A 25017-nucleotide genomic window follows, 5' to 3' on the forward strand; every position below is an offset into this window, starting at 1 on the left:
CTTTTGCAGCGTTCCCCTCTGTTCTGCACAGAATCCAATAACAAAAAAGAGATCGACTCATGAAGTACGAACCTTTGGCCAAAACGCTGATCGCGACTTCACTGGCACTGAGCTGCCTGATGGCCCACGCCGCTTCGGTGGCGCCGGTTGCCGCCGAGAACGGCATGGTGGTCACCGCCCAACACCTGGCCTCCCATGTCGGCGTTGATGTGTTGAAAAACGGCGGTAACGCGGTGGATGCGGCGGTTGCTGTGGGCTATGCGCTGGCGGTGGTGTATCCCGCGGCCGGCAACCTCGGCGGTGGCGGTTTCATGACTATTCAACTGGCGGACGGGCGCAAGACCTTCCTCGACTTCCGCGAAAAAGCCCCGCTGGCGGCGACCGCCAACATGTATCTGGACAAGGACGGCAACGTCGTTCCGGATCTGAGCACCCGTGGTCACCTCGCCGTGGCGGTGCCGGGCACCGTGTCGGGTATGGAGCTGGCGCTGAGCAAGTACGGCACCAAACCGCGCAAGGACATGATCGCCCCGGCGATCAAACTGGCTGAAGACGGCTTCGAGCTGGAGCAGGGCGACGTCGATCTGCTGGACTACGCCACCGATGTGTTCAAGAAGGACATGCGTGATTCCGGCTCGATCTTCCTGCACAACGGCGAACCGATGCAGGTCGGGCAGAAACTGGTGCAGAAGGATCTGGCGAAAACCCTGCGCACCATTTCCGAAAAAGGCGCCGACGGCTTCTATAAAGGCTGGGTGGCCGACGCCATCGTCACGTCCAGTCAGGCCAACAAGGGCATCATTACCCAGGCCGACCTCGACAAGTACAAGACCCGCGAGCTGGCGCCGGTTGAGTGCGATTACCGTGGTTACCACGTGGTCTCGGCACCACCGCCAAGCTCCGGCGGGGTGGTGATCTGCGAGATCATGAACATCCTCGAAGGCTATCCGATGAAGGATCTGGGCTTCCATTCGGCCCAAGGCATGCACTACCAGATCGAAGCGATGCGCCACGCCTATGTCGATCGCAACAGCTATCTGGGTGACCCGGATTTTGTGGAGAATCCGATCGAGCATCTGCTGGACAAAAACTACGCCACCACGCTGCGCAACGCGATCCAGCCGCAGAAGGCCGGCATCTCCGCCGAACTGAAGCCCGGCGTCGCCCCGCATGAAGGCAACAACACCACGCACTATTCGATCGTCGACAAGTGGGGCAATGCAGTGTCGGTGACTTACACCCTCAACGACTGGTTCGGCGCCGGGGTGATGGCGAGCAAGACCGGGGTGATCCTCAATGACGAAATGGACGACTTCACCTCCAAGGTCGGCGTGCCGAACATGTACGGTCTGGTGCAGGGCGAGGCCAATGCCATCGCCCCGGGCAAAACCCCGCTGTCGTCGATGAGCCCGACCATCGTCACCAAGGATGGCAAAGTGGTGATGGTAGTCGGCACGCCGGGTGGCAGCCGCATCATCACCGCGACCTTGCTGACCATGCTCAATGTCATCGATTACGGCATGGGCCTGCAGGAAGCCGTCGACGCGCCGCGCTTCCACCAGCAATGGATGCCGGAGGAAACCAACCTCGAAGACTTCGCCGCCAGCCCCGACACGAAGAAGATTCTCGAGAGCTGGGGCCACAAGTTCGCCGGGCCGCAGGACGCCAACCACATCGCCGCGATCCTGGTCGGCGCGCCGTCGCTGGGCGGTAAACCGGTGGGCAAGAACCGTTTCTACGGGGCCAACGATCCACGGCGCAATACCGGGTTGTCGCTGGGCTACTGAGAGGCGTAAAAAGGGGGCGGGCTCAGGCCCGGCCCCTGTCTCAAGTATCGATCAAGGAAGACCCATCATGTCTAGCGCATTGCTGATCATCGACGTCCAACAGACTCTCTGCTCGGGCGAGTACCAGTGCTTCGACATTCGCCGCGTCATCGATACCATCAACCAGCTCAGCACTCGCGCGCGCGCGGCCGGTGTGCCGGTGGTGCTGATTCAGCATGAAGAAAAGGACAGCCCGCTGGCCCATGGTGCCGAAGGCTGGCAACTGGTTGAAGGCCTGCTGACTGAAACGCAGGACCTGCGCGTACGCAAAACCACCCGGGATTCGTTCTACCAGACCGATTTGGGCAAACTGCTGCCCGGCGAAGACTTTGAACGCCTGATCATTTGTGGCCTGCAGACCGATTACTGCGTCAACGCCACCGTGCGCAGGGCGCACGAACTGGGCTACGACGTGGTGCTCGTCGCGGACGCTCACTCCACCGTCGACAACGGCAACATGAGCGCCGAAGACATCATCGCCGAACACAACAAGGATCTGGCGCACCTGACCGGCGCTACCGGTCGCATCGACGTTAGACCTGCAGTCGGGATCATTTTCTGAGGCCCGAAAATTCCTCTGTCGGTCTTACTGGCCTCATCGCTGGCAAGCCAGCTCCCACAGGGTTTGGCATGGATCACAAAGTCTTTGAACAACACACATCTTTGTGTCAGCTGGCTTGCCAGCGATGGCGGTGGATCTGTCAATAAAGATGCCAGCCGTGCCGACCCCATCGCCAGCAGGCTGACTCCCACAATGGCCGGTGATGTGAACAGATTCCCATGCCCAGCCCAAATCCCCTGTGGCGAGCGAGCTTGCTCGCGCTGGGGTGCGTAGCAGCCCTGACTATTCAAGTCGCAAACAGAACCCCACGAATCTCCCCAACCCGCGGTGCCACGACGCCCTCCAGCACCATCCGCGTAATCGTCTCCGCCGCCGTCTGATAATCCTCATCCTGCGGCACCGGGCGCCCGGTGATGCAACCCATCTGCCAGCCGATGTTGGTGTAGGTGCGGGTTGCCGACCAGATGAACAGCATCAGGTGCTCCGGATCCACCGGCGCCAGCAAGCCGCGCTCGATCCAGCTGCGCAGGCATTCGACGTTGCGTCGGGCTTCGGCGTGCAGCAGGTCGCGGCATTCGTCTGGTAGCTGACGTCCACCGAGCAGCAGTTCGCCGCTGAAGACCTTGGCGATGGCCGGGTGTTCGCGGGCGATGCGGATGCGCGCGGCGACGTAGGCGCGCAGGCCGATCATGGGGTCGTCGCTTTCGCGCAGCGCCGCCGAGGCTTCCAGCAGCGGTTCGACGAATCCCAGCAGGACCTTGGAATAGAGATTTTCCTTGGTCTGGAAGTAGTAATACAGGTTGGCCTTGGGCACGCCGGCACGGGCGGCGATGTCGCGGGTCTGGGTGGCGTCGAAGCCGTTGGCGGCAAACTCTTCGCTGGCGGCGGCGAGGATCAGTTGTTCGTTGCGTACGCGGATGGCACTCATGGGAACACGATGTAAATGGTTGGCATGGGCAGATACTGACAAATTCGGTTTCGCAATATACAAAACTATATAACGGTGAGGCCAGCTAACTCGCTCAAGAGCGCTATGCTGGTTCGATCATCAAAAAAAACGGGGGAGGGAACATGGCCATCAAGGCACTGCGCGCTACGGCGGCGCATTTGGAGGCGGTGGCAAAACTGTTCGACGCTTATCGCGGTTTCTATCAACAGCCATCGAACCTTGAGCAATCGCGAGCCTTCGTCGCCGAGCGCATGGCCGCCGACGAATCGGCAATTTTTCTCGCCCAGAATGAAAACGCCGAAGCGTTGGGTTTTGTGCAGCTGTACCCGACGTTTTCCTCGATCGATGCCCATCGCACCTGGTTGCTCAGCGACCTGTTCACCATGCCCGCCGCTCGGGGGCGCGGCGTCGGGCGGTTACTGATGAACACCGCGCGCGACTTTGCGTTGCAGACTGGCGCCAAAGGTCTGGTGCTGGAAACTGCCACCGACAACTTTACGGCGCAGGGTTTGTACGAGTCGCTGGGTTATGTGCGTGATACCGGCTATTACACTTATATGCTCGATCTGCGTCAGGGCTGATCGGGTTCAACGCTGCCGCGTCAGCAACCGCTCGACCTGTGCCAATTCCCAGGTACTCAGCAGGTTGACCGGATTGGTGCCGTAACGCTGCCACGTCGCCAATGTACCCTCGCGGCCATCCGGGCAGCGGCAATGTTCACAGTGGTGCAAGCGTCCGCCCTCAAAGTCCAGCAGCAACTGCCAGCCTTCGATATCGACCGCAACCAGGCCGGCATCGCCCGGTTTCTCCGCAGTCCGCAGGGACAGCACGCCCAGCGCAGCCTCGCGCAAGCGCTGGCAAACGTCGCGGGCGGTCAGCAATGCAGTCATGGTCATACTCGGTGGAGGCACAAGCGCGTCAGCATAAATCGTGCGTCGACGGGTGTCAGCGATCGCTGGCCCGATTCCGAACTATTCCGTAACATCCGCTCCCCACTTTTTACGAACATCAGCGGCCACATTCGTCGGCCGATCAGTCAGGTAAGCCATGAAACCGAAACGTCTGCGCGCCGATGTCCTGGCCGGACTCACCACCTCGTTTGCCCTGTTGCCCGAATGCATTGCGTTTGCGCTGGTGGCGCATCTCAACCCGCTGATGGGCCTGTACGGGGCCTTCATCATTTGTACGCTGACCGCGTTGTTCGGCGGCCGGCCGGGAATGGTTTCCGGGGCGGCGGGTTCGATGGCGGTGGTGATCGTCGCGCTGGTGGTGCAACACGGCGTGCAGTATCTGCTGGCGACGGTGTTGCTCGGCGGCCTGATCATGATGGCGTTCGGCTTGTTGCGCCTGGGCAAACTGGTGCGCATGGTGCCGCACCCGGTGATGCTCGGCTTCGTCAACGGTCTGGCGATCATCATTGCGCTGGCGCAACTGGAGCATTTCAAGAGTGGCGAACACTGGCTCAGCGGCACGCCGCTGTACTTGATGACCGGGCTGGTGCTGCTGACCATGGCCATCGTCTACATTCTGCCGCGCCTGACCCGCGCGGTGCCGCCGGCACTGGTGGCGATCCTCGGCGTGGGCCTGCTGGTCTACCTGTTCGGCCTGCCAACCCGCACCCTCGGCGACATGGCGCACATCGCTGGCGGTCTTCCGTCCTTCGCGCTGCCGGACATCCCGTGGAACCTGGAGACCCTGCGCATCATCGCCCCGTATGCGATTCTGATGGCACTGGTCGGTCTGCTGGAAACCCTGCTGACCCTGAACCTCACCGACGAAATCACCGAAACCCGTGGTTACCCGGATCGCGAATGCGTCGCGCTGGGTGCGGCGAACGTGTTCTCCGGCGCATTCGGCGGCATGGGCGGTTGCGCGATGATCGGCCAGACCGTGATCAACCTCAGCTCCGGCGGTCGCGGGCGTTTGTCCGGGGTGGTGGCGGGTGTGTTGATTCTGCTGTTCATCCTGTTTCTGTCACCGTTGATCGAGCGTATTCCGCTGGCGGCGCTGGTGGGCGTGATGTTCGTGGTCTCGCAGCAGACCTTCGCCTGGGCCTCGTTGCGGGTGTTGAACAAAGTGCCGCTCAACGACGTGCTGGTGATCATCGCCGTAACCACCATCACCGTGTTCACCGACCTGGCCACCGCCGTGCTCTGCGGGATTATCATCGCTGCACTGAATTTCGCCTGGCAGCAGGCCCGCGAGTTGTACGCCGATGAGCACCTGGAAGCCGACGGCAGCAAGCTCTACCGCCTGCACGGCACACTGTTCTTTGCCTCGACCACGCCGTTCCTCAACCAGTTCGACCCGGCCAATGATCCGTCTCGGGTGACGCTGGATTGCCGGCATTTGAGCTTCGTTGACTATTCGGCGATTGCTGCGCTGAAAACCTTGCGCGAGCGATACGCCAACGCTGGGAAGGAATTGCAGGTGTTTCATCTGTCCGAGCGCTGCAAGAAACTGCTCAAGCGCGCTGGCGTTGAACACCACTGATCCCCTGTAGGAGCTGCCGCAGGCTGCGATCTTTTGATGTTGATCTTAAAAAAAACAGGATCAAAAGATCGCAGCCTGCGGCAGCTCCTACAGAGGCGGTGGGGTTATCTGGCGAATTTCTTTGCGCCGGCTACGCAGAGGATGACGCCCAGCGTCACCACCAGCATGCCGACACTCACCTGTTCATGTAGCAACGTCGCCGCCAGCGCCAGACCAAAAAACGGCTGCAGCAATTGCAGTTGACCGACTGCCGCAATTCCGCCCTGAGCCAGGCCGCGATACCAGAACACAAAGCCGATCAACATGCTGAACAACGCCACGTACGCCAGGCACAGCCAGGCCGACAGGCTGACGTGGCTGAACGAGGCGGGCGCCAGCCACAGGCTGAGCAAGGCCATCACCGGCAGCGATAACACCAGCGCCCAGCAGATCACCTGCCAGCCGCCGAGCACGCGCGACAGTTTCGCGCCTTCGGCATAGCCCAGACCACAGGCCAGAATCGCCGCGAGCATCAGCAGATCACCGGTGGGCGAAGCGGTCAGTCCCTGTGACAGGGCGAAGCCAACGACCAATCCGCTGCCGAGAATCGAGAACACCCAGAACACCGGTCGCGGACGCTCGCCGCCACGCAGCACGGCAAAAATCGCCGTCGCCAGGGGCAGCAATCCGACAAACACAATCGAATGCGCTGACGTCACGTGTTGCAGCGCCAACGCCGTCAGCAGTGGAAAGCCCAGCACCACGCCCAGCGCCACAATCAATAACGACCACCACTGATTGCGTGCCGGGCGCCGTTCGCGAAACATCCACAACAGAATGACCGCCAACACGCCGGCAATGGCCGCGCGCGCCACGGTGAGAAACACCGGATCGAATTCCAGCACCGCCAGACGCGTGGCCGGTAGCGATCCGCTGAAGATCACCACGCCGATAAAGCCATTGATCCAGCCGCTGGTTTTTTCCAGCGCCGGGTTAACCGGGTTCGAAGTCCGTTCCATACAAGGTCACACTCAAAAAAAAGGTGGGTTGCTTTCGAGCCATCCTGGGGCCGAGAATCAGCACAATCAAATAATTGTCATGGATACATCCAGTATGCCGCGCTCGCGCTACAAGACCCTCGTTGACGCCTACGCCGCGGACATTCGCGCGGGGCGTCTGGCACCGGGAACCCGACTGCCGACTCACCGGGAACTGGCGGCCAGTGCTGGGCTGGCACTGGTCACCGCGTCGCGGGTATATGCCGAGCTTGAGGCGATGGGGCTGGTCAGCGGCGAGACCGGGCGCGGGACGTTTGTGCGCGAAACCTCGTTGGCGCCGGGGCAGGGCATCGATCAGAAAGACGTCGCGGTCGGCATGATCGATCTGAATTTCAATTACCCGTCGCTGCCCGGTCAGGCCGACCTGTTGCGGACGGCGTTACGCCAGTTGGCGCTGTCCGGTGATCTGGAAGCCTTGCTGCGTTATCAACCCCACGCCGGGCGCCAGCATGAGCGCGCTTCGGTTGCGCAGCATTTGCAGGCTCGCGGGGTGCACGTCGATGCCGGGCAGGTGTTGATCGTCAACGGTGCCCAGCAAGGGTTAGCGGTGACGCTGATGGCCTTGCTCAAGCCCGGCGATGTGATTGCGGCGGATGCGCTGACGTATTCCGGCTTCAAGGTGTTGGCCGAAGCGCTGCATCTGGAAGTGGTGGCGATCCCGCCCGGTGAGCACGGGCCGGATCTGGCGGCGCTGGAAAAACTGTGCCGCAGCCGTTCGGTGCGTGCGATTTACAGCATGCCGACGCTGCACAATCCATTGGGTTGGGTGACGCCGATCGAACAGCGCGAGCAATTGGTCGCGCTCGCCCGCCGCCATGATCTGACGATCATCGAAGACGCGGCCTACGCCTTTCTGGTGGAAAACCCACCGCGTACCCTGATTGATTTGGCGCCGGAGCGCACGGTGTATGTCTCGGGCCTGTCGAAGAACATTGCCACTGGCCTGCGCGTCGGTTTCATTGCCGCGCCGCTGCACGCGGTGCCGGCGCTGGAGCGGATCATCCGCGCCACCACCTGGAACACCCCCGGCGTGATGACCGCGATGGCTTGCGGCTGGCTCGACGATGGCACCGTGACCCTGCTGGAACAACAAAAACGCGACGACGCCAAGGCCCGGCAAATGCTCGCCGCCGAGTTGCTGCAAGGGCTGACTTGCATCGGTCATCCATCCTCCTATTTCCTGTGGCTGCCGCTGCCGGAGGACGTGCGTGCCGATCAGATTGTCGTGGAATTGATGCGCGAGCAGATTTCGGTGACCACCGCCGAGCCGTTCGCGGTGTCAGCGCATGTGCCGCACGCGATTCGGCTGGCGTTGGGGTCGGTGCCGATGGATGTCCTGCGTCAGGCATTGATCACCGTCAGAAAGGTCATCGGCGCTTATCTGTAAAAAACACCTGCTGTGAATACCCCTGTGGCGAGGGAGCTTGCTCCCGCTGGGTGCGAAGCGCCCCCTACGATGAGCCTGCTGCATAGGCCAGCGGGAGCAAGCTCCCTCGCCACAAAGTGTTAGCCTTGCCTCAATTGCATCACACCGTTCTGGAACGCCCGATGAAAAACACCGTTTCACTGCTTCTTGCCCTGACCGCAACCGCCGTGCTGTTCAGCTCGACCACCCACGCCGCAGGCGATCCCGCCGCCGGCGAAAAGATCTTTCCGCGGCTGTGCGGCGGCTGCCATCAGGTCGGGCCGGACGCGCGACCGGGGTTCGGCCCGCAACTCAACGGCATCATCGGCCGACCCGCCGGGACCTCGGCCAATTACGTGTATTCCGACGCAATGAAGAACTCCGGCAAGACTTGGGATCGCGATACGCTGACGGCGTATCTGAAGGATCCAAAGGGCGTAGTGCCAGGCACGCGGATGATTTTCTGGGGGCTGAGTGACGAAGAGAAGATCGATAATTTGTTGGCGTATCTGCAGCAATTCGCCAACTAAAGAATTTTCTCGGCCTGCCCGGCGAACCACTGCGTGACCACCGCGCACGCCGGGTTTGATGCCGCTGCCGGCTGCAGGCACAACGCGTAAATTCCGCCCGTCTTCAGCGGTGGTCCGAACGGCACCACCAGCACCCCACGCTCGATGGACTCAGCCGCGAGCGTCATGTCGGTCACCGCCACGCCCAGGCCTCGTGCCGCCGCATCCAGTGCCAACTCGTCGAGGTTGAACGGGATGTGCCGGTAACTTTCCAGCGGCTTGCCGCCGTTGGCCATCAGCCATTCAATCCAGGCCTGCCGATCGGCAGAGCGATGCAGCAAGGCGAACCCCAGCAAGTCTTCGACCGAGCGCGGCGCGTTCGCCAGATTGGGCGAACAGACGGGCACCAGCGTTTCCTCGAACAGCGTCAGGTAATCCGCGTCATTGTTTGGCTGCGGCAAGTAAAGAATGTAGGCGTCGCTGTCACTGGCCGGTTCCACAACCTCGGTGGCGACGGTTTCGATCGCCAGCGAAACCTCGGGGTGGCGGAGATAGAAGTCACTGAGTTTGGGTAGCAGCCAGCGCACCGCCAGTGACACATGCATACGAATGCGGAACGGGCGTTGCTGTGGAGCGAGGCGTTCTTCGAGGGTTTTCAGTTGCTCGAGAATGTTGATGGCGCTGGCCAGCACCTGTTCGCCTTCCGAGGTCAGGCGCAGGCTGCGGCTGGTGCGGATAAACAGCGCGACATTGAAATGGCTTTCCAGTTGCTGGATCTGCCGGCTCACCGCGCTTTGGGTCAGGCACAGCTGCTGCGCGGCCTGGGTGAAGCTGGCGCAACGGGCGACTTCTACCAGCGTCTGCATGGCCTGCAGGGAGGGCACGTGGCGGATTTTATCCATGCGTTTTCAGAATGGCTCGATGATTTTATAACGTTGGTTGGGCAAGCCGAGACCTTATAGATTCTAGCTCTGGCGGCGAACCTTGTGCTTTCTCCATGCGATTCACGCATGAGCAAAGGTGAAAGGCAAGCCGTGCAACGACAGTCGAATGAGGTCAGCAATGGAAAACGTATGTGGCTGGATCGCCCAGGCCGGCAGCTCGCCGCAGCGCGGTCGCCTGAGCGGTGCGCAGAAAGCCGATTGGCTGGTGATAGGCGGCGGCATTACCGGCCTCAGCGCCGCGCACAACCTGGCACAAATGCACCCGCAGGCACGGATCGTGGTGGTTGACCGCCAGCGTGCGGCGCAGGGCGCTTCGGCGCGCAACTCTGGGTTTGTCGTGGCCCACGAACATCCGGCCGACAGTGAATTGATCGGGGCGCCAGGCTTTGCCGGGTTCGAAATCGACACGGCGATTTCCCGTGCCGCCAGCGATGCGGTGCGCCAGGCCATCGCGCAACATGCCATCGACTGCGACTTTCGCGACAACGGTTATTTCTTCGCTGTCAGCGACGCCGCCAAGCTCAGCCATGTCGACGCCAAACTGGCGACCTTGCGTGCCCTCGGTGCCCGCGCAGAATTTCTCCAGAGCGATGCGCTGGCGCAAAAACTCGGCACCCGGCACTACGCGGCGGGGATCTGGTGCGGCAACGGCAATGCGCTGTTGCAACCGGGCAAATACGTGAAGGGCCTGCTCAATGCGCTGCCGGGCAATATCAGCGTTTACGAGCACGCCGACATCAGAGGTCTGGAGCGCATCAGCCACGGCCGGCTGCGGGCCAACGCCGTGGGTGGCAGCGTCGAAGCCAAGCGGGTGCTGGTGTGTCTGAACGCATTCATTCCCCGGGTCGGCATTCATGACAGTGGCACTTTCCCGATGGAACTCAGCGCCAGTCTCACCCGGCCGCTCAGCGATCAGGAATTTCAGGCGATCGGCGCCGTCGAGCCGTGGGGCGTGCTCTCGACCCGGCCGCTGGGCGCCACGGTGCGGCTGACCCCGGACCGGCGGGTGATGATCCGCAACACCGCCGAATACCGTACGCGCGACTTGTCAGAAAGCGAACGGGTGCAGCGCCGCGAACATCATGTGCGCGGTCTGCAACGACGCTTTCCGTTTCTCGGCGCGCAAGACATCCAGTACACCTGGACCGGTCATTTGAGTGCGACTCGCAGCGGTCAGGCGTTTTTTCAGAAGGTGGAAGAGGGCGTGTTTGCCGTCGCCGGTTGCAACGGTTCCGGGGTGGCGCGCGGCACGCTGTGGGGGCGCTTGCTGGCGGAACTGGCGTCGGGCGTCGATTCACCGCTGCTGCAATCGGTGATGCAGCGCGCCGAACCCGGTTGGTTGCCACCGCGACCTTTTTTCGACATCGGTGCCATGCTGCGCATGCGCGTGGAGGCAGTCCGGGCCAGAACAGAAATCTGAAGTTTCGCCTACCGCACAACAACAAAAGCCACTCAACACAGGTGACAGACCATGCGCATCCACCCACTTTCCCTGGCAGTCCTGCTCGCGGCCAGCACGGCCGCTTGTGCCGACGAAACCGTGAACATCTCCAACTGGAACAGCTACATCGCCCCGGACACTCTGGCCAATTTCACCCAGGCCACCGGGATCAAGACCACCTACGACATTCACGACAGCAACGAAGTGCTGGAGTCGAAGTTGATGACCGGCAACACCGGTTATGACGTGGTCAGCCCGTCGAACCATTTTCTGTCGCGACTGATCAAGGCTGGAGCGATTCAGAAACTTGACCGGTCGCAGCTGCCGAACTGGAAAAACCTCGACCCGGTGCTGCTGCAAAAACTTGAAGTGAACGATCCCGGCAACCAGTACGGCTACCCCTACATGTGGGGTACCGCCGGCATCGGTTACAACGTCGAGAAGATCAAGGCGATTTTCGGCAACACCGATATCACCCAGTCATGGGACTTTTTCTTCAACGAAGAAAATATCAAGAAGCTCAGTCAGTGCGGTGTGGCGTTTATCGACAACCCGACCCAGGTGCTGCCGATCACGCTCAACTACCTGCACTTGCCAGCACACAGTCATGAACAGGCGGATTACAAACAAGCCGAACAGCAATTGCTGAAGATTCGCCCGTACATTCAGTACTTCCACGCCTCGAAGTACATCAGCGACCTCGCTAACGGCAATGTCTGCGCGGTGATCGGCTTCAACGGCGACATCGTTCAGGCCGCCGCCAGCGCCAGAGAAGCGAAAAACGGCATCAACATCGCCTATTCGATCCCTAAAGAAGGCACGACCCTGTGGTTCGACATGGTGGTCATGCCCAAAAGCGCGCCGCACGAAAAGAACGGCTACGCCTACATGAACTATCTGCTTGACCCCAAAGTGGTGGCCAACATCAGCAACAGCATTCACTACGCCAATCCCAATGCGGCGGCGGATCAGTACCTCAACGCGGACGTGAAACAGGATCCGGCGATCTACCCGCCCAGGGAAGTGATGCAACGGCTGTTCACCGTGGAAGAGCTCCCGGCGGCGATTGCACGGTTGTCGACGCGGTTGTGGACCAGGTTGAAGACCAATACCTGAGTTCGCTCGCTTGATCCGGGTCAGGCACGCAAGCCTGGCTCGCCAGCACGTGCGGGATTCAAGAAATGCGGATGGCGGGCGATACGACTGTCACCCATGTTCTGGATCCTGCCTGATATGAAGAAGATTCTCGGTATTGTTTGTGCGCTGGCATTGCTCTCTGGTTGCGTGACCAAAAACCTCAGCACTGAAGACCGCCAGCAGATCAAGACCGTGAAGGTGTTGCCGGTGTTTGTCGCGGTCGACAATTTCCAGTACAGCAGCATGACTCAGGCATGGAGTGCAGGTCTGGGCGCGGGTACCGGGGCAGCAACCGGCATGGTGGCCGGTGCATCCTCTGCCGGTACAGCCGCACTGACGGGCGCAGGCTCCGTGGCTGGCACTAAAACGGGCGATGTGCTGACCGGCGATATTTCCCGAGCGATCCAGAACAACATGAAAGCCAACGGTATCGACCTGAGTCAGTTGATCCGCCAGAGTTTCGTCAAACGCATCCAGCAGGAACGAGTCTTCACTGTCGTGGGTGAGGGCGAGCAGGCTGACGCCGAGGTGGAAATCCTCGTGATGCAGTGGGGGCTTTCCCTGAAGAACTACAGCACCGTGCTGTACCCGGTTATTGGCGCCAATGCTTCCATCAAGCGCAATGGTTCTGCGGTGTGGCGTAATTTCGAAACCATTTCAGTGTTCAACGACGCCAACACCATCGCCTATACACCGGAGCAATATGCGACCGATCCCGAGGCATTGCGCACGGCGTTCACCCATGTTTCCGATCTGGTGATGAAAAAACTTGTCGATGATTTGAAACCTTGATTTTTCGGCGAGGACAATTCGACTCATTGCACCTCGCTGTGATCACTGATCAGGCGATTTGATTACGGCCCGCCGCTTTCGCCTGATACAGCTGCTGATCGGCACGTTTGATCAGCATCGTGTGGCTGTTGTCCGCCGGATCGGCCAGAGCGACGCCAATGCTCACGGTGACTTGTCCGATGTTGGGGAAGTGCGCTAGGGCCACGGCGGCACGGATTTTCTCAGCGACCACCTCCGGAGTATCAGGCTGGGCAACTTCCGGCAGCAGCACGGCAAATTCCTCGCCGCCGTAACGGGCGACGAAATCGGTGGCACGCACGCTGACCTGAATGAGTTGCGCCAACTGTAGCAGCACGTCGTCGCCGATTGCGTGGCCGTAGGTGTCGTTGACGCGTTTGAAGTGATCGGCGTCGATCAGCAGCAGGGCAAACGGTCGCCCGGTGCGGCGGAACAGCAGGCTGTATTCGCTGAGTTTTTCATCGAAGCGGCGGCGGTTGAAGACGCCGGTCAGGGCATCGTGGGTCGCCAGGTTCAACAGTTCGGCATTGGCCTGCATCAAGGCGGCGGTGCGCTGGGCGACGGTGGCTTCCAGCGAGGCGTTGGCTTCCTGCAGTTCGCGCTCCTTGGCCAGCAGCGACCGGGTCATGGCGTCGATCGACTGCCCAAGCTGGGCGATTTCCCGTACCGGGTGCTGCAGCGGAAAGTGTACGCCGGGCTGCTGGTTCTGCACCTGTTTGGCCGAGTGCGCGAGTTGCTCGATCGGCCGGCTCAGGTACTGCGCCAGGTAATACGCCACCAGCCCGAACGCCACGGCGGCGGCTACCCCCAGCAGCAACAATTTATAGAGCAGCAGGCGCGCCGGCTCCAGAGCAGTGTCCAGTGGCTGGCGCACGGCGATCGACCAGGACAGCGCGGTACTCGAAGGCGTCGGTACGGTGACCATGCTGGTCAGGTAACCGTTGCCGACCGACCAGCCCGGCAACTTCGGATCATTCACCGCCAGTTGCTGGCCCATCAGGGCTTCCGGGTACAGCACCTTGCCGTCGTGATCGATGATCAGCGCTTCGATATCCGGCGATGCATTTTTATGCGAGAACGCTGCCGACTCGACAATGCGCGTGACCCAGCTCCAGTGCGCGTGCGCCCCCAGCACGCCAATCACCTGACCGTCGGCGTTGCGGATCGGGGCGGCGAAGTCGATGAAACGCAGCGGTTCGCCGTTGGGTGTTCGCGGTAGCAGTTTGGCCAGCAACACCGCTTCGTGCGGATCACCGGTGTACTCACCGCGCAGGCCAGCCTGGAACCATGGCCGCTGCTGCACCGATTGCCCGACCAGCAGATCATTGACCGCTTGATGCACATTGCCATCCGCATCGGTCACGCCCATCCAGGCATACTCGGCACGGGCCTGGGTGCGCAGTTGCATCGATTTGAGAATCGCCGGGTTGTCGAGATCGCCACGCTCCAGATGCGGCGCACGGCTGAGCAGGTAGACCTCCAGCTGGCGCTCGCGCAACTGGTCACCGAGCAACGTCGCCGCCGAGCGCGCGGTATTGAGCAGGGCATTGCCGCTGGCCTGTTTCATCTGTTCGGTGGCGATATGCCCGACATAGAAGCCGACGCTCACCAGGGTCAGCAGGGATAAACCGGCGAACCAGAGGGTCAGGTGGCTTCGCAGACTGGCTTTGAGCATGGGCAGGCAAATTCTGTTTGGAAGTTGTGGCCGCATGGTATGCGCATTAAGCGTCGGGCTGCCAGTCGGTCGCTTCGGATAAGCACCGTCGGAAGTTTCGCCAGTGCTCTACAGGGAAAGATCCTTTCTGACGCTGATCGTTGAAAAGAACCACGCCTGCAAACGGCGGAATGAAAAAGCCCGGCTGATCAGGCCGGGCTTGCTTTGACTGCTTCAGAACCATTGTTTTATGCGTTGCGGCTTTCGATCAGACGATCCGAGCCACCTTCGGCAACACGGCGTTCTTGCAGACGATCCGAGCCACCTTCAGCCACGCGGCGTTCCAGCAGACGATCCGAGCCACCTTCAGCCACGCGACGTTCCAGCAGACGATCCGAGCCACCTTCGGCAACGCGGCGTTCTTGCAGACGATCCGAACCACCTTCCGCCAAACGGCTTTCAATCAACTTGTCCGAGCCGCCTTCAGCGACCAGGGTATGCGCGGGCGTTGCTGCAAAAGCGTTAACTGCGAGAACCGAGAAAGCGATGCCGAGGATGGTTTGGCGTTTCATGATCGTGTGCTCCGGGGTGTATTGGGTTGGTATGGAGCCGATGTTACGCCGCGGATTTTGTATGAGAACTTCATTGACGTGATGGTGACTATCGACGCCAGCGATGTGTGCCGCAACGGCTGATCTAGAGCTTCTGTGCCCGAATGCACAGCTCTCCGGTGGCGCGGATCAGGGCCAGATCATGCAGTGCGTCGTGGGTCAGACCCTGCCGGGCCTTGGCCAGCCAGACCGGGCAATTCGGGTCGCGGCGATGCGGCGCGAAGTCGGCGTACTGGCGCAGCAGGCGGGTCTGCAACTCGTCCAGGCGTGGGCGAATCTGCTTCGCCAGATCCGGTCGTGGGGTGTCCGGCGCCGCACCGGTCGTTTGCCATTGCGCGAGCAATCCGTACTGCACCAGTTTGTTCGCCTCCATCTGTGCGGCGATCAACTGGGCCACGTCTTCGGGGTCGAGCTGGTGTTCGGTCGCCAGGGTGCGGGCATTGGCGATGACCTGGGCTTCGCGTGGGCTGTCCTGAATCGGCTTGCCGCTGTCCCATTTGGTCAGCGCCACCAGGTCGCCGATATTCAGGCGTTCGTTCAAGGTTGTCAGCAACGAACGCAACGATTGGGCGGGGGCAGGGGCCTCGGCCGCGCCGGCAATGTGGCTGAAAACCACCAGCAGGGAACAGGTCAGGGCATTTCGCAATGGGGTCATGGGCAGGCGCGTTCCACGGAAAATAGTGCCGACATTTAAGCCTTGAGCGGAGGCGATGTCGACCGACTTTAACCCGCCCATCTAGCGTAATATCCCTCGCATCTCCCACCCCGAGACCGATCCTCAATGCAAACCCCCGCCATCAGCAAACCCCTCTGGCAAACCTACCTGCTGTTCCTCGCGCCGATGGTGCTGTCCAACTTCCTGCAATCGATGTCGGGCACGGTCAACAGTATCTACATCGGGCAGATGCTCGGGACGCAGGCGTTGGCGGCGGTGTCGGGGATGTTCCCGATCATTTTTTTCTTCATCGCGCTGGTGATCGGCCTGGGCGCGGGCGCCGGGGTGTTGATCGGCCAGGCGTGGGGCGCGCGTGAGGCGCACATGGTCAAGGCGATCGCCGGGGCAACGCTGTTGCTGGGGGTGTTGATCGGTTTGCTGGCGGCGGTGCTGGGCAGTGTGTTTGCGCGGCAGGCCTTGCAGGGGCTGGGGACGCCGGCGGATGTGCTGGACGACGCGGTGGCGTATGCGCACGTGATGATGTGGATCCTGCCGTCGATGCTGGTGTTTGTGCTGTTCACGCAATTGCTGCGCGGGGTCAGCGACACCGTGTCGCCACTGTTGGCGCTGATCGTGTCGACCTCGGTCGGGCTGGCGCTGACCCCGGCGCTGATCCGTGGCTGGTTCGGTTTGCCCCAGCTGGGCATTCAAAGTGCCGCCTTCGCCGGGCTTGCCGGTAACCTGTCGGCGATGGCGTGGCTGGCCTGGCGGCTGATTCGCAAGCGCCATCCGCTGGCGCCGGATCGTGAGTTTTTCGCGGCGCTGCGGCTGGACGGCGCGATTCTCGGCAAGGTGTTGCGCATCGGCCTGCCGACCGGAGTGCAGATGATCGTGTTGTCGCTGTCGGAGCTGGTGATCCTGGCGCTGGTCAACCAGCACGGTTCGCAGGCGACGGCGGCCTATGGCGCGGTGACGCAGATCGTCAACTACGTGCAGTTTCCGGCGCTGTCGATTGCCATCACCGCCTCGATCCTTGGCGCCCAGGCCATTGGTGCCGGGCAACTGCAACGCCTGGGAGCGATCCTGCGCACCGGGCTGTTGATCAACGTGTGTCTGACCGGCGGTTTGATCGTGCTCGGTTACCTGTTGTCGCACTGGTTGCTGGGGTTGTTCCTGACCGAAGATTCGACCCGGGCGATGGCTGAGCATTTGCTGCACATCATGCTGTGGAGCCTGTTGGTGTTCGGCTTCCAGGCGATCATCGGCGGCATCATGCGCGCCAGCGGCACGGTGCTGGTGCCGGTGGCGATCGCGATTGTCTGCGTGGTCGGCGTGCAGTTGCCGGCGGCTTACTGGCTGGACGGGCAGTACGGTTTGCAGGGGGTGTGGATGGCGTTTCCGGTGGCGTATCTGGGCATGCTGGTATTGCAGACGCTGTATTACAAACTGGTCTGGCAGCATCAGAAGATCGAGCGGCTGGTCTGAGCCTGAGCCACACCGGCAGACAAATGACATGGCGCAACCGCGGGTTGTTTGCTTAAGTCAATCGAGGCCTAGAAGGTTTGCCCTGTCCGGAGAATCCCATGCGTGCCCGATTCACCGCTGTGGCACTCTTTACCAGCCTGCTCGTCATGACCTGCACGCATGCCGCTGAATACAACCGCGTCAACACTACCGCCAGCAAGATCAGCTTCATTTACAAGCAATTTGGCAATCAGGTTTATGGCACCTTCGGCAAGTTCGACGCGACGCTGCAGTTCGACAGCAACAACCTCGCCAGCGCCCACACCACGTTGCACATCGACCTTAACAGCATCGACGCCGGCAGCGTGGACGCCAACACCGAGCTGGTGAAGCCGGCGTGGTTCGATACCCAGCGCTTTCCAGTGGCGGTATTTGAATCCAGCCGTTTCAGCCGGGTGACGGACGATCACTATCTGATCGCCGGACGTCTGACCCTCAAGGGCATCACCCGCGAAGTGGAGGTGCCGGTCGAGCTGAAACCGGACAGCGCGATCGGCATTTTCGACGGCGAACTGGTCCTCAAGCGTGACCAGTTCGGGCTCGGTGCGGGGGAGTGGGCGGACACCGTGGTGTCCAACGACATCGCGATCAAGTTCAAGGTGGTGGCGCCACAGCAGTGACGCCACCGCTGGCGATCAATACGCGCGCCAGTGCCCCGGCACCCAGCGCCATTCGTTGCCGCCCCAGCGGTAATGCCCGGCGACCCAGTGATAGCCCGGCGCAGGCATCACCGGTACGACTTCCACCGGTGGCGGTGGCCGGTGCGGCCGGGCGGGGGCGACGACGCAACCGGACAGGGTGATGGCCACCAGCGAGGCGGCGAGCAAGGCTTTAACGCTTCTGGACATGGGGTGTTCCCTATAGAAGAAGTGTGCAGGTCGACGGGCAATCAGCGCACCCAGCGCCCTTCAACCCAGAACCAGTTCGGCCCGCGTGCCTGCCAGTGGCCGGGCCGCCAATGCGCGCCGTGGCGCACCGGTTGCCAGTGCCCCGGCATCCACACATAACCGCGTCCTTCCCAGCGCCAGTGTCCCTGATCCCAGACATAACCGGGACGCGGCCCGGGCATCACTTCCATGCGCATCGGCGGCGGGGCTTGCTGAACGATCACCACCTGCTGGGCAAACACCGGCGCACTGGCCAATGCGGCCAGGGTCATCGGCACCAGCAGCAGGGTTTTTCGCCATTTGAACAGTGAACGCAACACGCTCATGACAACTCCTCAAGGCCTGCGTAAAAAGAGAACGCAGTTGCAGAATTGGACGCCAGATCGGCAAAAGATCCGCTGTGCAGCAGATGAAATTTTCTCCACTTTCCTGTAGGAGCTGCCGCAGGCTGCGATCTTTTGATCTTGCTTTTAAAAAATCAAAAGATCGCCGCCTGCGGCAGCTCCTGCATAAAGCGGGTGGCGGGACGGGGTATGATGTCGCGGTTTTCCGCCGGAGTTCAGCTGTCATGCCACGCATCACCCACTACAAAACCCCATGCCCCGAAAGCGTCAACAGCCAGATTCTGCAACTGGTGGTCGATTATCTGACCGACATCAGCGCGGTCGGTCTCGGCCCGAGCAATCTGCTGTACAACGTCTATCAGTACGCGGTCGGTTATGAGGTGCATCTGTATCTGGAAGCGCTGAACGGCGAGAAGGGCACCGAGGTGGAATTGCTGGTGGCGACGGCCGAGGACGACCCGGAGCAGGTCACCGGTTTCCTCTTGTACCTGCCGGTGCAAGGCGATTGGGAGGCCTGCAGCGTCGCCTACATGGCCGTGCGCGAAGGCCATCGACGCCAAGGTGTGGCGCGGGCGATGATCGGCGAGATGATCAGTCGTTATCCGCATGCCGAACTGACCTGCAGCGTCGGCAAGGTGCCGTACTTCGAGGCGCTGGGCTTCGAAGTGATCGGCGCGCGCGAAACCCAGGTGCTGATGAGCACCCGGCATTACCGCAGCAACGGCCTGCGCGGCTTTATCGACACCACGCCGATCTATCGCTCGCTGGAAGTGCAGCAGATCCACACCTACCTGCTGCAGAAAAATGGCAAGCGCGCGATGCTCGATGCCGAGAAACAGCGCGACCGGCATCTGGATCAAACGACCCGTCACGTCGAAGAATTTGTCCGTCAGCGCCTGACGCTGCACTGATCCCGGTGCAAAAAACAGACAAAAAAAGAGCCTCAAGGCTCTTTGATGGGGAGAAGTAGAGCCCACGAGGCTCAAGCTGCGCATGAAACAAGGAACGGGCTTGATTTGGGGTTCAGAACACCCGTTCCCTACGCCGCCGCTCAGGAGTGAAGCGACTGCGTACCTTCATCATGGGAACGCGCAGGGGCCGACTCAAGTACCGCTAGTCGCACGGGCGGCGGCCCGTTCCACCATGGCGATGATGGTGGCGAACAATTCGTCCTTTGCTTGCTCGGCGCTGATTTCAGCGCTGGCGGCGGCATTCGACAACGCCTCGGCGGCACCGAGCATGGCGCGCAAACCGGCTTGGGTGATTTCACCGCCAGCCGCCAGCGGTTGCAGCACGCTGCGGCACTTTTCGAGGAAGATCACTTCGTAATCGCGCTTGATCTTCTCCAGCTCCGGCGTGCTGCCCAGCGCCGCAATCACCCCCGGAATCTCGTTGCCCTGCAATAACACGCAATCGACATACGCCGTGGCGATCACCGTCGCGGTATCGATCAGTTTCGGTGGGCAATTATCGATGGCCGCGTCCATCACTGCGGTCTGGCGCGTATCGAAATCCCGATACAGCGCCGCGAGCAGGCCCGAGCGGGTGGTGAAGTGGTCGTAGACCACCGGTTTGGTCACCCCGGCCTTCTCCGCCAGATAACCCAAAGTCAGCGCATCGGTGCCCTCGGCGCGAATGATCTGCCAGGCAACATCGAGCAACTGGCGATTGCGATCTTCGCGCGACAGACGACGGCGCGGTTGGGCAGGGGAATCGGCTTCGGTCATTTCAGTGGTTGACATCGTTAATATACCAAACGTAACTTACTGTTCGTAACTTACCAAGAGTACATAGCCCTTGGTCAGCGCAAACTTACAGGAGAATTCCCATGCATGCATTGATTGTTGTGGCGCATCACGAGCCGCGTTCGCTGACCCACAGCGTGGCGACGCAGATTGCCCAAGGCCTGACCCGCGCCGATTCAGCCAACACCCATGAGATCGCCGATTTGTACGCGGAGGGTTTTCAGCCGGTGTTCGGCGCGGCGGATTTCGCCGTGCATCACCGTGAAGCGCAGCCACCTGCCGACGTGCTGGCGGAGCAGGCACGGATTGATCGAGCCGACGCGCTGGTGCTGGTATTCCCGGTGTACTGGTGGTCGATGCCGGCGCTGCTCAAGGGCTGGATCGATCGAGTGTTCAGCAATGGCTGGGCGTTTGATTTCGCTGGCGACCTCAAGCATGTGAAGAAGCTGCAGCGCCTGCGCGTGCATCTGGTCGGCCTCGCCGGCGCGGATGAGCGCACCTACGAGCGTCACGGTTACGGGCCGGCGATGACGGCGCAGATCGAGCACGGGATTTTCGATTACAGCGGGGCGACGGTGGTCAGCTCGACGCTGATGGTGGAATCGGAAGTGCGTGATCCACAGGAACATCTGCAGACGGCACAGCACATCGGCGCCCAGATGTTCACCTGAGTCGCACCCCTGTAGGAGCTGCCGAAGGCTGCGATCTGTTGATTTTTGAATGCAAGATCAAAAGATCGCAGCGTGCCGCAGCTCCTACAGGTCAGCGGGCGCCGGGCCAGCCGGCCCTGGCGAGGGCGGCGAGCAGCGTTTCTGATTCCAGCCCCGGCACTGCATGCCCGTTGCCCTCGGTGCTCTCGCTGGCGAGCAGTGCATTGATGATCGCTTCTTCCACCGCTTCGGTGGCGGCGAGGAACAGCTCACTGATGTGGTCGTTGTTGACCATGCGCAAGCTGTCGCAGGTCGGCGCGCCTTTGCCTTCGTACGCGGCGGGTGGGATGTGTTGGTTGCCGGTGGCGAAGGCGATGAAGATGTCGCCGCTGTGGTCTTCGTTACCGCCGCCGCTGCGCGCCAGGCCGAGGCTGGCGCGTTGCGCCAGACGCGTGCATTGATGCGGCAGCAATGGCGCGTCGGTGGCAAGGCAGACCACGATCGAACCCATGCCCGGATGCGGCAGCGCAGCACGCAGGAACGGTGAATCCACCTGTTCCATGTAGCGGCCCACCGGATAACCGTCGACCCGCAACTCGCTACGAATACCGTGGTTGGCCTGGACGATTGCGCCCACCGTCCAGCCGCCCTGAGCGCTGCTCAAACGCCGTGATGCGCTGCCGATTCCGCCCTTGAATTCATGGCAGATCATGCCGCTGCCGCCACCTACCGCGCCTTCTTCAACGGCGCCGTCATGCGCGGCACTCAGCGCTTCGGCAACATGCTCGGGCTTGACGTGAAAACCGTTGATGTCGTTGAGCAAGCCATCGAAGGTTTCCAGTACCACCGGCATGTTCCAGTAGAGGCGCCCGTCGTCCGGTTGCTGTTGGCGATCCAGCGCAATCAACGCATCGCGCACGACGCCGAGGCTGTGGGTGTTGGTGAAGGCGATGGGACTGGTCAGCAGCCCGGCTTCACGAATCCACTCAAGGCCGGTGGCGTCGCCATTGCCGTTGAGCACATGCACCCCGGCGAAACACGGTTGTTGGTTGGTCGAGCCACGGCGCGGTTCGATCACGGTCACGCCGGTGCAGATATCGCGCCCGCTGTCGCTGCGTCCACGCACGTTGCTGTGGCCGACGCGCACGCCGGGGACATCGGTGATGGCGTTGAGCGGGCCGGGTTGCAGCTGGCCGATGCGGATGTTGAGGTCACGGGCACGGGGTTTCATGGTTTGTCTCTCTATAAAAATCTGAAGGATTCACGGACCTTGTAGGAGTGAGCCTGCTCGCGAAAGCGGTGAGCCAGTCAACAAAGATGTTGAATTCAAAGACGCCATCGCGAGCAGGCTCACTCCTACAAGGGAAATGTGTTGGGGTTACTGGCCGTTCTTGACCTTGCTCCACACCCGCGTGCGCACCCGTTCGATGGCTTTGGGCAGCGGTTCAAGGGTGTACAAGGTCGCCATCGCCGCAGCGGTCGGGTAAACCGCGGGGTTATTGCGCGTGGCCTCGGCCACCAGCGGGGTCGCGGCGCGGTTGCCGTTGGGATAGGTCAGGTGATCACTGATCGGCGCGATCACTTGCGGGCGCAACAGGTAGTCGATGAACGCCAGGCCCTGAGCGCGGTTCGGCGCGTCCTTGAGCAGCACCAGCGTGTCGAACCACACTGGCGCGCCTTCCTTGGGCAGGCTGTAGGCGATCTTCACGCCGTTGTGCGCCTGCTCGGCATTGGTTTTGGCTTCGAGCATCGCGCCGGACCAGCCCACCGCCACGCAGATGTTGCCGTTGGACAGGTCACTGATGAATTTCGACGAGTTGAAGTAGGCAATGTGCGGGCGCAATTTGAGCAGCAGCGCTTCGGCTTTCTGATAGTCCTCGGGGTTGGTGCTGTTGGGTGGTAATCCCAGGTAGTGCAGGGCCACCGGGAGCATTTCCGACGGCGAATCGAGCATCGCCACCCCGCACTGGCCGAGCTTGGCGAGGTTTTCTTCCTTGAACAGCAGATCCCACGAATCCAGCGGCGCCTTGTCGCCGAGCGCGGCGCGCACCTTGTCGACGTTGTAGCCGATGCCGTTGGTGCCCCACAGATACGGCACGGCGTATTGATTGCCAGGGTCGTTGTGGGCCAGTTTGCTCAGCAGGTCGTTGTCCAGATTGTTCCAGCCCGGCAATTGATCGCGGGGCAGCGGGGCGAGGGCGCCGGCCTTGATCAGCGTCGGCAGGCTGTAGTTGCTCGCCACCACCACGTCGTAACCGCTGCGGCTGGTCAGCAATTTACCTTCGAGCACCTCGGCGCTGTCGAAGGTGTCGTAAACCGGCTGAATGCCGCTGTCGCGCTTGAAGTCGGCCAGGGTGGTGGGGCCGATGTAGTCGTACCAGTTGTAGACGTGCACGCTCGGTGCATCCGCGGCACTGGCGGCGAATGTGACGGCAAAACAGGCGAGCAGGCCAAGGTTGATGCCCCGGTTGATATAGCCACGACGACAACGCATGATGCGGCACTCCTGGCCTGCGGCAGGCCGGTGATTGACAGGAGTGCTCAGCCTATCGGGGCGGGCGCGCCTGACCCATTCCCATTATGGGTTACTCAAAAGGGGTAGAGCGTGGACGCGTTGTTGCAGGAGTTGCCGGTGCATCAGAGTCTGGCGCGGGTGTTCGCCGCCGTCGGCCAGGACGCTTTCTGGCGCGCGCTGGTCGACACGCTGCGGCTGCTGGTGCCGCTGGACAACGCGCTGGTGGCGCTGATGAAGGCGGGGCAGGCACCGCAATTGCTGATCGACTTCGACAGCAAGGGCCGCGCCGATGAGCAGGAAGAACTGGCCAGCTACAGCGCCGGGATGTATTTGCTCGATCCGTTCTATCAAACCGCCTCGACCGGCATCGCCGATGGCCTGCACAGTCTGGCCTCGGTGGCGCCGGACCAGTTCCTGCACAGCGAGTATTACCAGAGCTATTTTCGTTCGGTGGTGGGCGAAGACGAGTTGCAGTTCATGATCAACGTCGAGGGCGGCGTACTGGGTTTGTCACTCGGGCGCGCGTCGGCTTTCGATTTGGCCGAGCAGGGGCGCCTGTTGTGTGTGCGCGACTGGGTGTTGGCGGCGATGCGTCGCCATGTGCAGCTGTTACCGCCGCAAGGCGCTGGCACCGAGCCGGTGGCGGGGGATCTGGCAACATTGCTCGACCGCTTCGATGCGCGCCTGACCACCCGCGAAGTCGACACCGCGCGGCTGATTCTGCAGGGCTTTTCCAGCAAGGCCATCGCCCAGCAGATGGGCATCTCGCCGGAGACGGTGAAGGTGCATCGGCGCAATCTTTATCACAAGCTCAATGTGAACGGGCATGGCGAGTTGTTCGCGCTGGTGCTTCGCCCACCCCCTGCCTGAATCACCACAAATCCCTGCGGGAACTGGCATGTCAGCGATGACAGCCTACAAGCCGACCAACCTCCCAACTGAACGCACTCAATCCAACTGTAGGAGCCAGCCTGCTGGCGATGGCGGCCTATGAGCCAACCAATCCCCACCTGAATGCCCTCGGTCAAAATGTGGGAGCTGGCTTGCCAGCGATGGAAGCCGACCAACTTCCCAACTGAATGCACTCAATCCAACTGTGGGAGCGAGCCTGCTCGCGAAAGCGGTCTGTCAGACGACATCAAAACTACAGGAGCAAACCCGGCTCTCCACACACCATAAACGCACCCCTGCAACCACGTTTAAAATACACGAACCGTTACGCCCTAACGGCTACAACGCCTTGCGCCGTTACCTACGCGTACGCCAGAATCCGCCGGCTTACACGGCTATGGGCCGGGCTATATCGTTTCCCTGTCACT

26 protein-coding genes are annotated in these 25017 nt (G+C 61.4%); 14 read left to right on the forward strand and 12 right to left on the reverse strand.

Annotated elements, in window-relative coordinates:
- The first annotated feature begins 59 nt into the window (after window positions 1-59).
- Both ggt and ACIP8I_RS24830 read left to right on the forward strand, forming a co-directional pair.
- Complete coding sequence (gene ggt / locus ACIP8I_RS24825; RefSeq protein WP_400764536.1) at window positions 60-1787, forward strand: gamma-glutamyltransferase; 1728 nt, start codon at window positions 60-62, stop codon at window positions 1785-1787.
- Between the two features lie 67 nt (window positions 1788-1854).
- Window positions 1855-2388 (forward strand): cysteine hydrolase family protein, encoded by a 534-nt coding sequence (locus ACIP8I_RS24830; protein ID WP_400764538.1) that lies wholly within the window; start codon window positions 1855-1857, stop codon window positions 2386-2388.
- A 286-nt stretch (window positions 2389-2674) separates the two neighbouring features.
- On the opposite strand, the gene ACIP8I_RS24835 is transcribed toward ACIP8I_RS24830, so the two are convergent.
- The gene (locus ACIP8I_RS24835; protein ID WP_400764539.1) at window positions 2675-3316 is read right to left on the reverse strand and encodes a TetR/AcrR family transcriptional regulator; all 642 of its coding nucleotides are present in this window, start codon (window positions 3314-3316) and stop codon (window positions 2675-2677) included.
- A gap of 143 nt (window positions 3317-3459) precedes the next feature.
- Between ACIP8I_RS24835 and ACIP8I_RS24840 the strand changes: the two genes are divergently transcribed.
- Entirely contained in the window at window positions 3460-3918 is a 459-nt protein-coding gene (locus ACIP8I_RS24840; RefSeq protein WP_367084942.1) for a GNAT family N-acetyltransferase, read from the forward strand.
- Window positions 3919-3924: 6 nt separating this feature from the next.
- On the opposite strand, the gene ACIP8I_RS24845 is transcribed toward ACIP8I_RS24840, so the two are convergent.
- Window positions 3925-4227, reverse strand: coding sequence for a hypothetical protein (locus ACIP8I_RS24845; RefSeq protein WP_367084941.1), 303 nt, complete (start codon window positions 4225-4227; stop codon window positions 3925-3927).
- A 157-nt stretch (window positions 4228-4384) separates the two neighbouring features.
- On the opposite strand from ACIP8I_RS24845, the gene ACIP8I_RS24850 reads away from it, so the two are divergent.
- On the forward strand, window positions 4385-5830 hold the full coding sequence (locus ACIP8I_RS24850; protein ID WP_400764541.1) for a SulP family inorganic anion transporter: 1446 nt from the start codon (window positions 4385-4387) through the stop codon (window positions 5828-5830).
- 104 nt (window positions 5831-5934) lie between these two features.
- On the opposite strand, the gene ACIP8I_RS24855 is transcribed toward ACIP8I_RS24850, so the two are convergent.
- Window positions 5935-6828, reverse strand: coding sequence for a DMT family transporter (locus ACIP8I_RS24855; RefSeq protein WP_400764542.1), 894 nt, complete (start codon window positions 6826-6828; stop codon window positions 5935-5937).
- 94 nt (window positions 6829-6922) lie between these two features.
- On the opposite strand from ACIP8I_RS24855, the gene ACIP8I_RS24860 reads away from it, so the two are divergent.
- Both ACIP8I_RS24860 and ACIP8I_RS24865 read left to right on the forward strand, forming a co-directional pair.
- On the forward strand, window positions 6923-8254 hold the full coding sequence (locus ACIP8I_RS24860) for a PLP-dependent aminotransferase family protein (protein WP_400764568.1): 1332 nt from the start codon (window positions 6923-6925) through the stop codon (window positions 8252-8254).
- Between the two features lie 161 nt (window positions 8255-8415).
- Window positions 8416-8802 carry a cytochrome c family protein gene (locus ACIP8I_RS24865; RefSeq protein WP_367084936.1) on the forward strand — a complete coding sequence of 129 codons (387 nt, stop codon included), beginning with the start codon at window positions 8416-8418 and terminating at the stop codon, window positions 8800-8802.
- Here ACIP8I_RS24865 and ACIP8I_RS24870 read toward each other — a convergent pair.
- The gene (locus tag ACIP8I_RS24870; protein WP_400764543.1) at window positions 8799-9683 is read right to left on the reverse strand and encodes a LysR substrate-binding domain-containing protein; all 885 of its coding nucleotides are present in this window, start codon (window positions 9681-9683) and stop codon (window positions 8799-8801) included. The genes ACIP8I_RS24865 and ACIP8I_RS24870 overlap by 4 nt on opposite strands.
- A gap of 160 nt (window positions 9684-9843) precedes the next feature.
- Here ACIP8I_RS24870 and ACIP8I_RS24875 point away from each other — a divergent pair, with 160 nt between their 5' ends.
- The 3 genes from ACIP8I_RS24875 to ACIP8I_RS24885 all read left to right on the forward strand — a co-directional run bounded on the left by ACIP8I_RS24875 (window position 9844) and on the right by ACIP8I_RS24885 (window position 13095).
- Window positions 9844-11145: an NAD(P)/FAD-dependent oxidoreductase gene (locus ACIP8I_RS24875; protein ID WP_400764545.1), complete on the forward strand. Its 1302-nt coding sequence runs from the start codon at window positions 9844-9846 to the stop codon at window positions 11143-11145.
- A gap of 51 nt (window positions 11146-11196) precedes the next feature.
- Window positions 11197-12282 carry a polyamine ABC transporter substrate-binding protein gene (locus ACIP8I_RS24880; RefSeq protein WP_400764547.1) on the forward strand — a complete coding sequence of 362 codons (1086 nt, stop codon included), beginning with the start codon at window positions 11197-11199 and terminating at the stop codon, window positions 12280-12282.
- Between the two features lie 117 nt (window positions 12283-12399).
- Window positions 12400-13095 carry a hypothetical protein gene (locus ACIP8I_RS24885; RefSeq protein ID WP_400764548.1) on the forward strand — a complete coding sequence of 232 codons (696 nt, stop codon included), beginning with the start codon at window positions 12400-12402 and terminating at the stop codon, window positions 13093-13095.
- A gap of 49 nt (window positions 13096-13144) precedes the next feature.
- On the opposite strand, the gene ACIP8I_RS24890 is transcribed toward ACIP8I_RS24885, so the two are convergent.
- From ACIP8I_RS24890 to ACIP8I_RS24900, 3 genes are all read right to left on the reverse strand, one after another.
- Window positions 13145-14788 (reverse strand): diguanylate cyclase, encoded by a 1644-nt coding sequence (locus ACIP8I_RS24890; RefSeq protein ID WP_400764550.1) that lies wholly within the window; start codon window positions 14786-14788, stop codon window positions 13145-13147.
- A 227-nt stretch (window positions 14789-15015) separates the two neighbouring features.
- The gene (locus ACIP8I_RS24895; RefSeq protein WP_400764552.1) at window positions 15016-15339 is read right to left on the reverse strand and encodes a hypothetical protein; all 324 of its coding nucleotides are present in this window, start codon (window positions 15337-15339) and stop codon (window positions 15016-15018) included.
- Between the two features lie 124 nt (window positions 15340-15463).
- A complete protein-coding gene (locus ACIP8I_RS24900; RefSeq protein WP_400764554.1) occupies window positions 15464-16033 on the reverse strand; it encodes a chorismate mutase in 570 nt (189 codons plus the stop codon).
- Between the two features lie 126 nt (window positions 16034-16159).
- Between ACIP8I_RS24900 and ACIP8I_RS24905 the strand changes: the two genes are divergently transcribed.
- Window positions 16160-17518, forward strand: coding sequence for an MATE family efflux transporter (locus tag ACIP8I_RS24905; RefSeq protein WP_400764555.1), 1359 nt, complete (start codon window positions 16160-16162; stop codon window positions 17516-17518).
- A 98-nt stretch (window positions 17519-17616) separates the two neighbouring features.
- A complete protein-coding gene (locus tag ACIP8I_RS24910) occupies window positions 17617-18177 on the forward strand; it encodes a YceI family protein (protein WP_400764556.1) in 561 nt (186 codons plus the stop codon).
- 15 nt (window positions 18178-18192) lie between these two features.
- Here the strand turns inward: ACIP8I_RS24910 and ACIP8I_RS24915 are convergent, their stop codons facing one another.
- Window positions 18193-18405, reverse strand: coding sequence for a hypothetical protein (locus tag ACIP8I_RS24915; protein WP_400764558.1), 213 nt, complete (start codon window positions 18403-18405; stop codon window positions 18193-18195).
- Window positions 18406-18446: 41 nt separating this feature from the next.
- Window positions 18447-18770, reverse strand: coding sequence for a YXWGXW repeat-containing protein (locus ACIP8I_RS24920; RefSeq protein ID WP_007965936.1), 324 nt, complete (start codon window positions 18768-18770; stop codon window positions 18447-18449).
- 242 nt (window positions 18771-19012) lie between these two features.
- Between ACIP8I_RS24920 and ACIP8I_RS24925 the strand changes: the two genes are divergently transcribed.
- The gene (locus ACIP8I_RS24925; protein ID WP_400764560.1) at window positions 19013-19699 is read left to right on the forward strand and encodes a GNAT family N-acetyltransferase; all 687 of its coding nucleotides are present in this window, start codon (window positions 19013-19015) and stop codon (window positions 19697-19699) included.
- Window positions 19700-19891: 192 nt separating this feature from the next.
- On the opposite strand, the gene ACIP8I_RS24930 is transcribed toward ACIP8I_RS24925, so the two are convergent.
- Window positions 19892-20530, reverse strand: coding sequence for a TetR/AcrR family transcriptional regulator (locus tag ACIP8I_RS24930; protein ID WP_400764562.1), 639 nt, complete (start codon window positions 20528-20530; stop codon window positions 19892-19894).
- 86 nt (window positions 20531-20616) lie between these two features.
- Here ACIP8I_RS24930 and ACIP8I_RS24935 point away from each other — a divergent pair, with 86 nt between their 5' ends.
- Window positions 20617-21204 carry an NAD(P)H-dependent oxidoreductase gene (locus ACIP8I_RS24935; protein WP_400764563.1) on the forward strand — a complete coding sequence of 196 codons (588 nt, stop codon included), beginning with the start codon at window positions 20617-20619 and terminating at the stop codon, window positions 21202-21204.
- Window positions 21205-21295: 91 nt separating this feature from the next.
- Here the strand turns inward: ACIP8I_RS24935 and ACIP8I_RS24940 are convergent, their stop codons facing one another.
- Both ACIP8I_RS24940 and ACIP8I_RS24945 read right to left on the reverse strand, forming a co-directional pair.
- Window positions 21296-22414, reverse strand: a complete 1119-nt coding sequence (locus ACIP8I_RS24940) for a P1 family peptidase (RefSeq protein ID WP_400764565.1) — start codon at window positions 22412-22414, stop codon at window positions 21296-21298.
- Window positions 22415-22561: 147 nt separating this feature from the next.
- Window positions 22562-23677: a polyamine ABC transporter substrate-binding protein gene (locus tag ACIP8I_RS24945; protein ID WP_400764566.1), complete on the reverse strand. Its 1116-nt coding sequence runs from the start codon at window positions 23675-23677 to the stop codon at window positions 22562-22564.
- 111 nt (window positions 23678-23788) lie between these two features.
- Here ACIP8I_RS24945 and ACIP8I_RS24950 point away from each other — a divergent pair, with 111 nt between their 5' ends.
- Entirely contained in the window at window positions 23789-24568 is a 780-nt protein-coding gene (locus ACIP8I_RS24950) for a LuxR C-terminal-related transcriptional regulator (protein WP_400764567.1), read from the forward strand.
- Window positions 24569-25017: the final 449 nt, after the last annotated feature.

It is taken from the genome of Pseudomonas sp. NPDC088414 (assembly GCF_044753325.1).
Lineage (GTDB): Bacteria > Pseudomonadota > Gammaproteobacteria > Pseudomonadales > Pseudomonadaceae > Aquipseudomonas.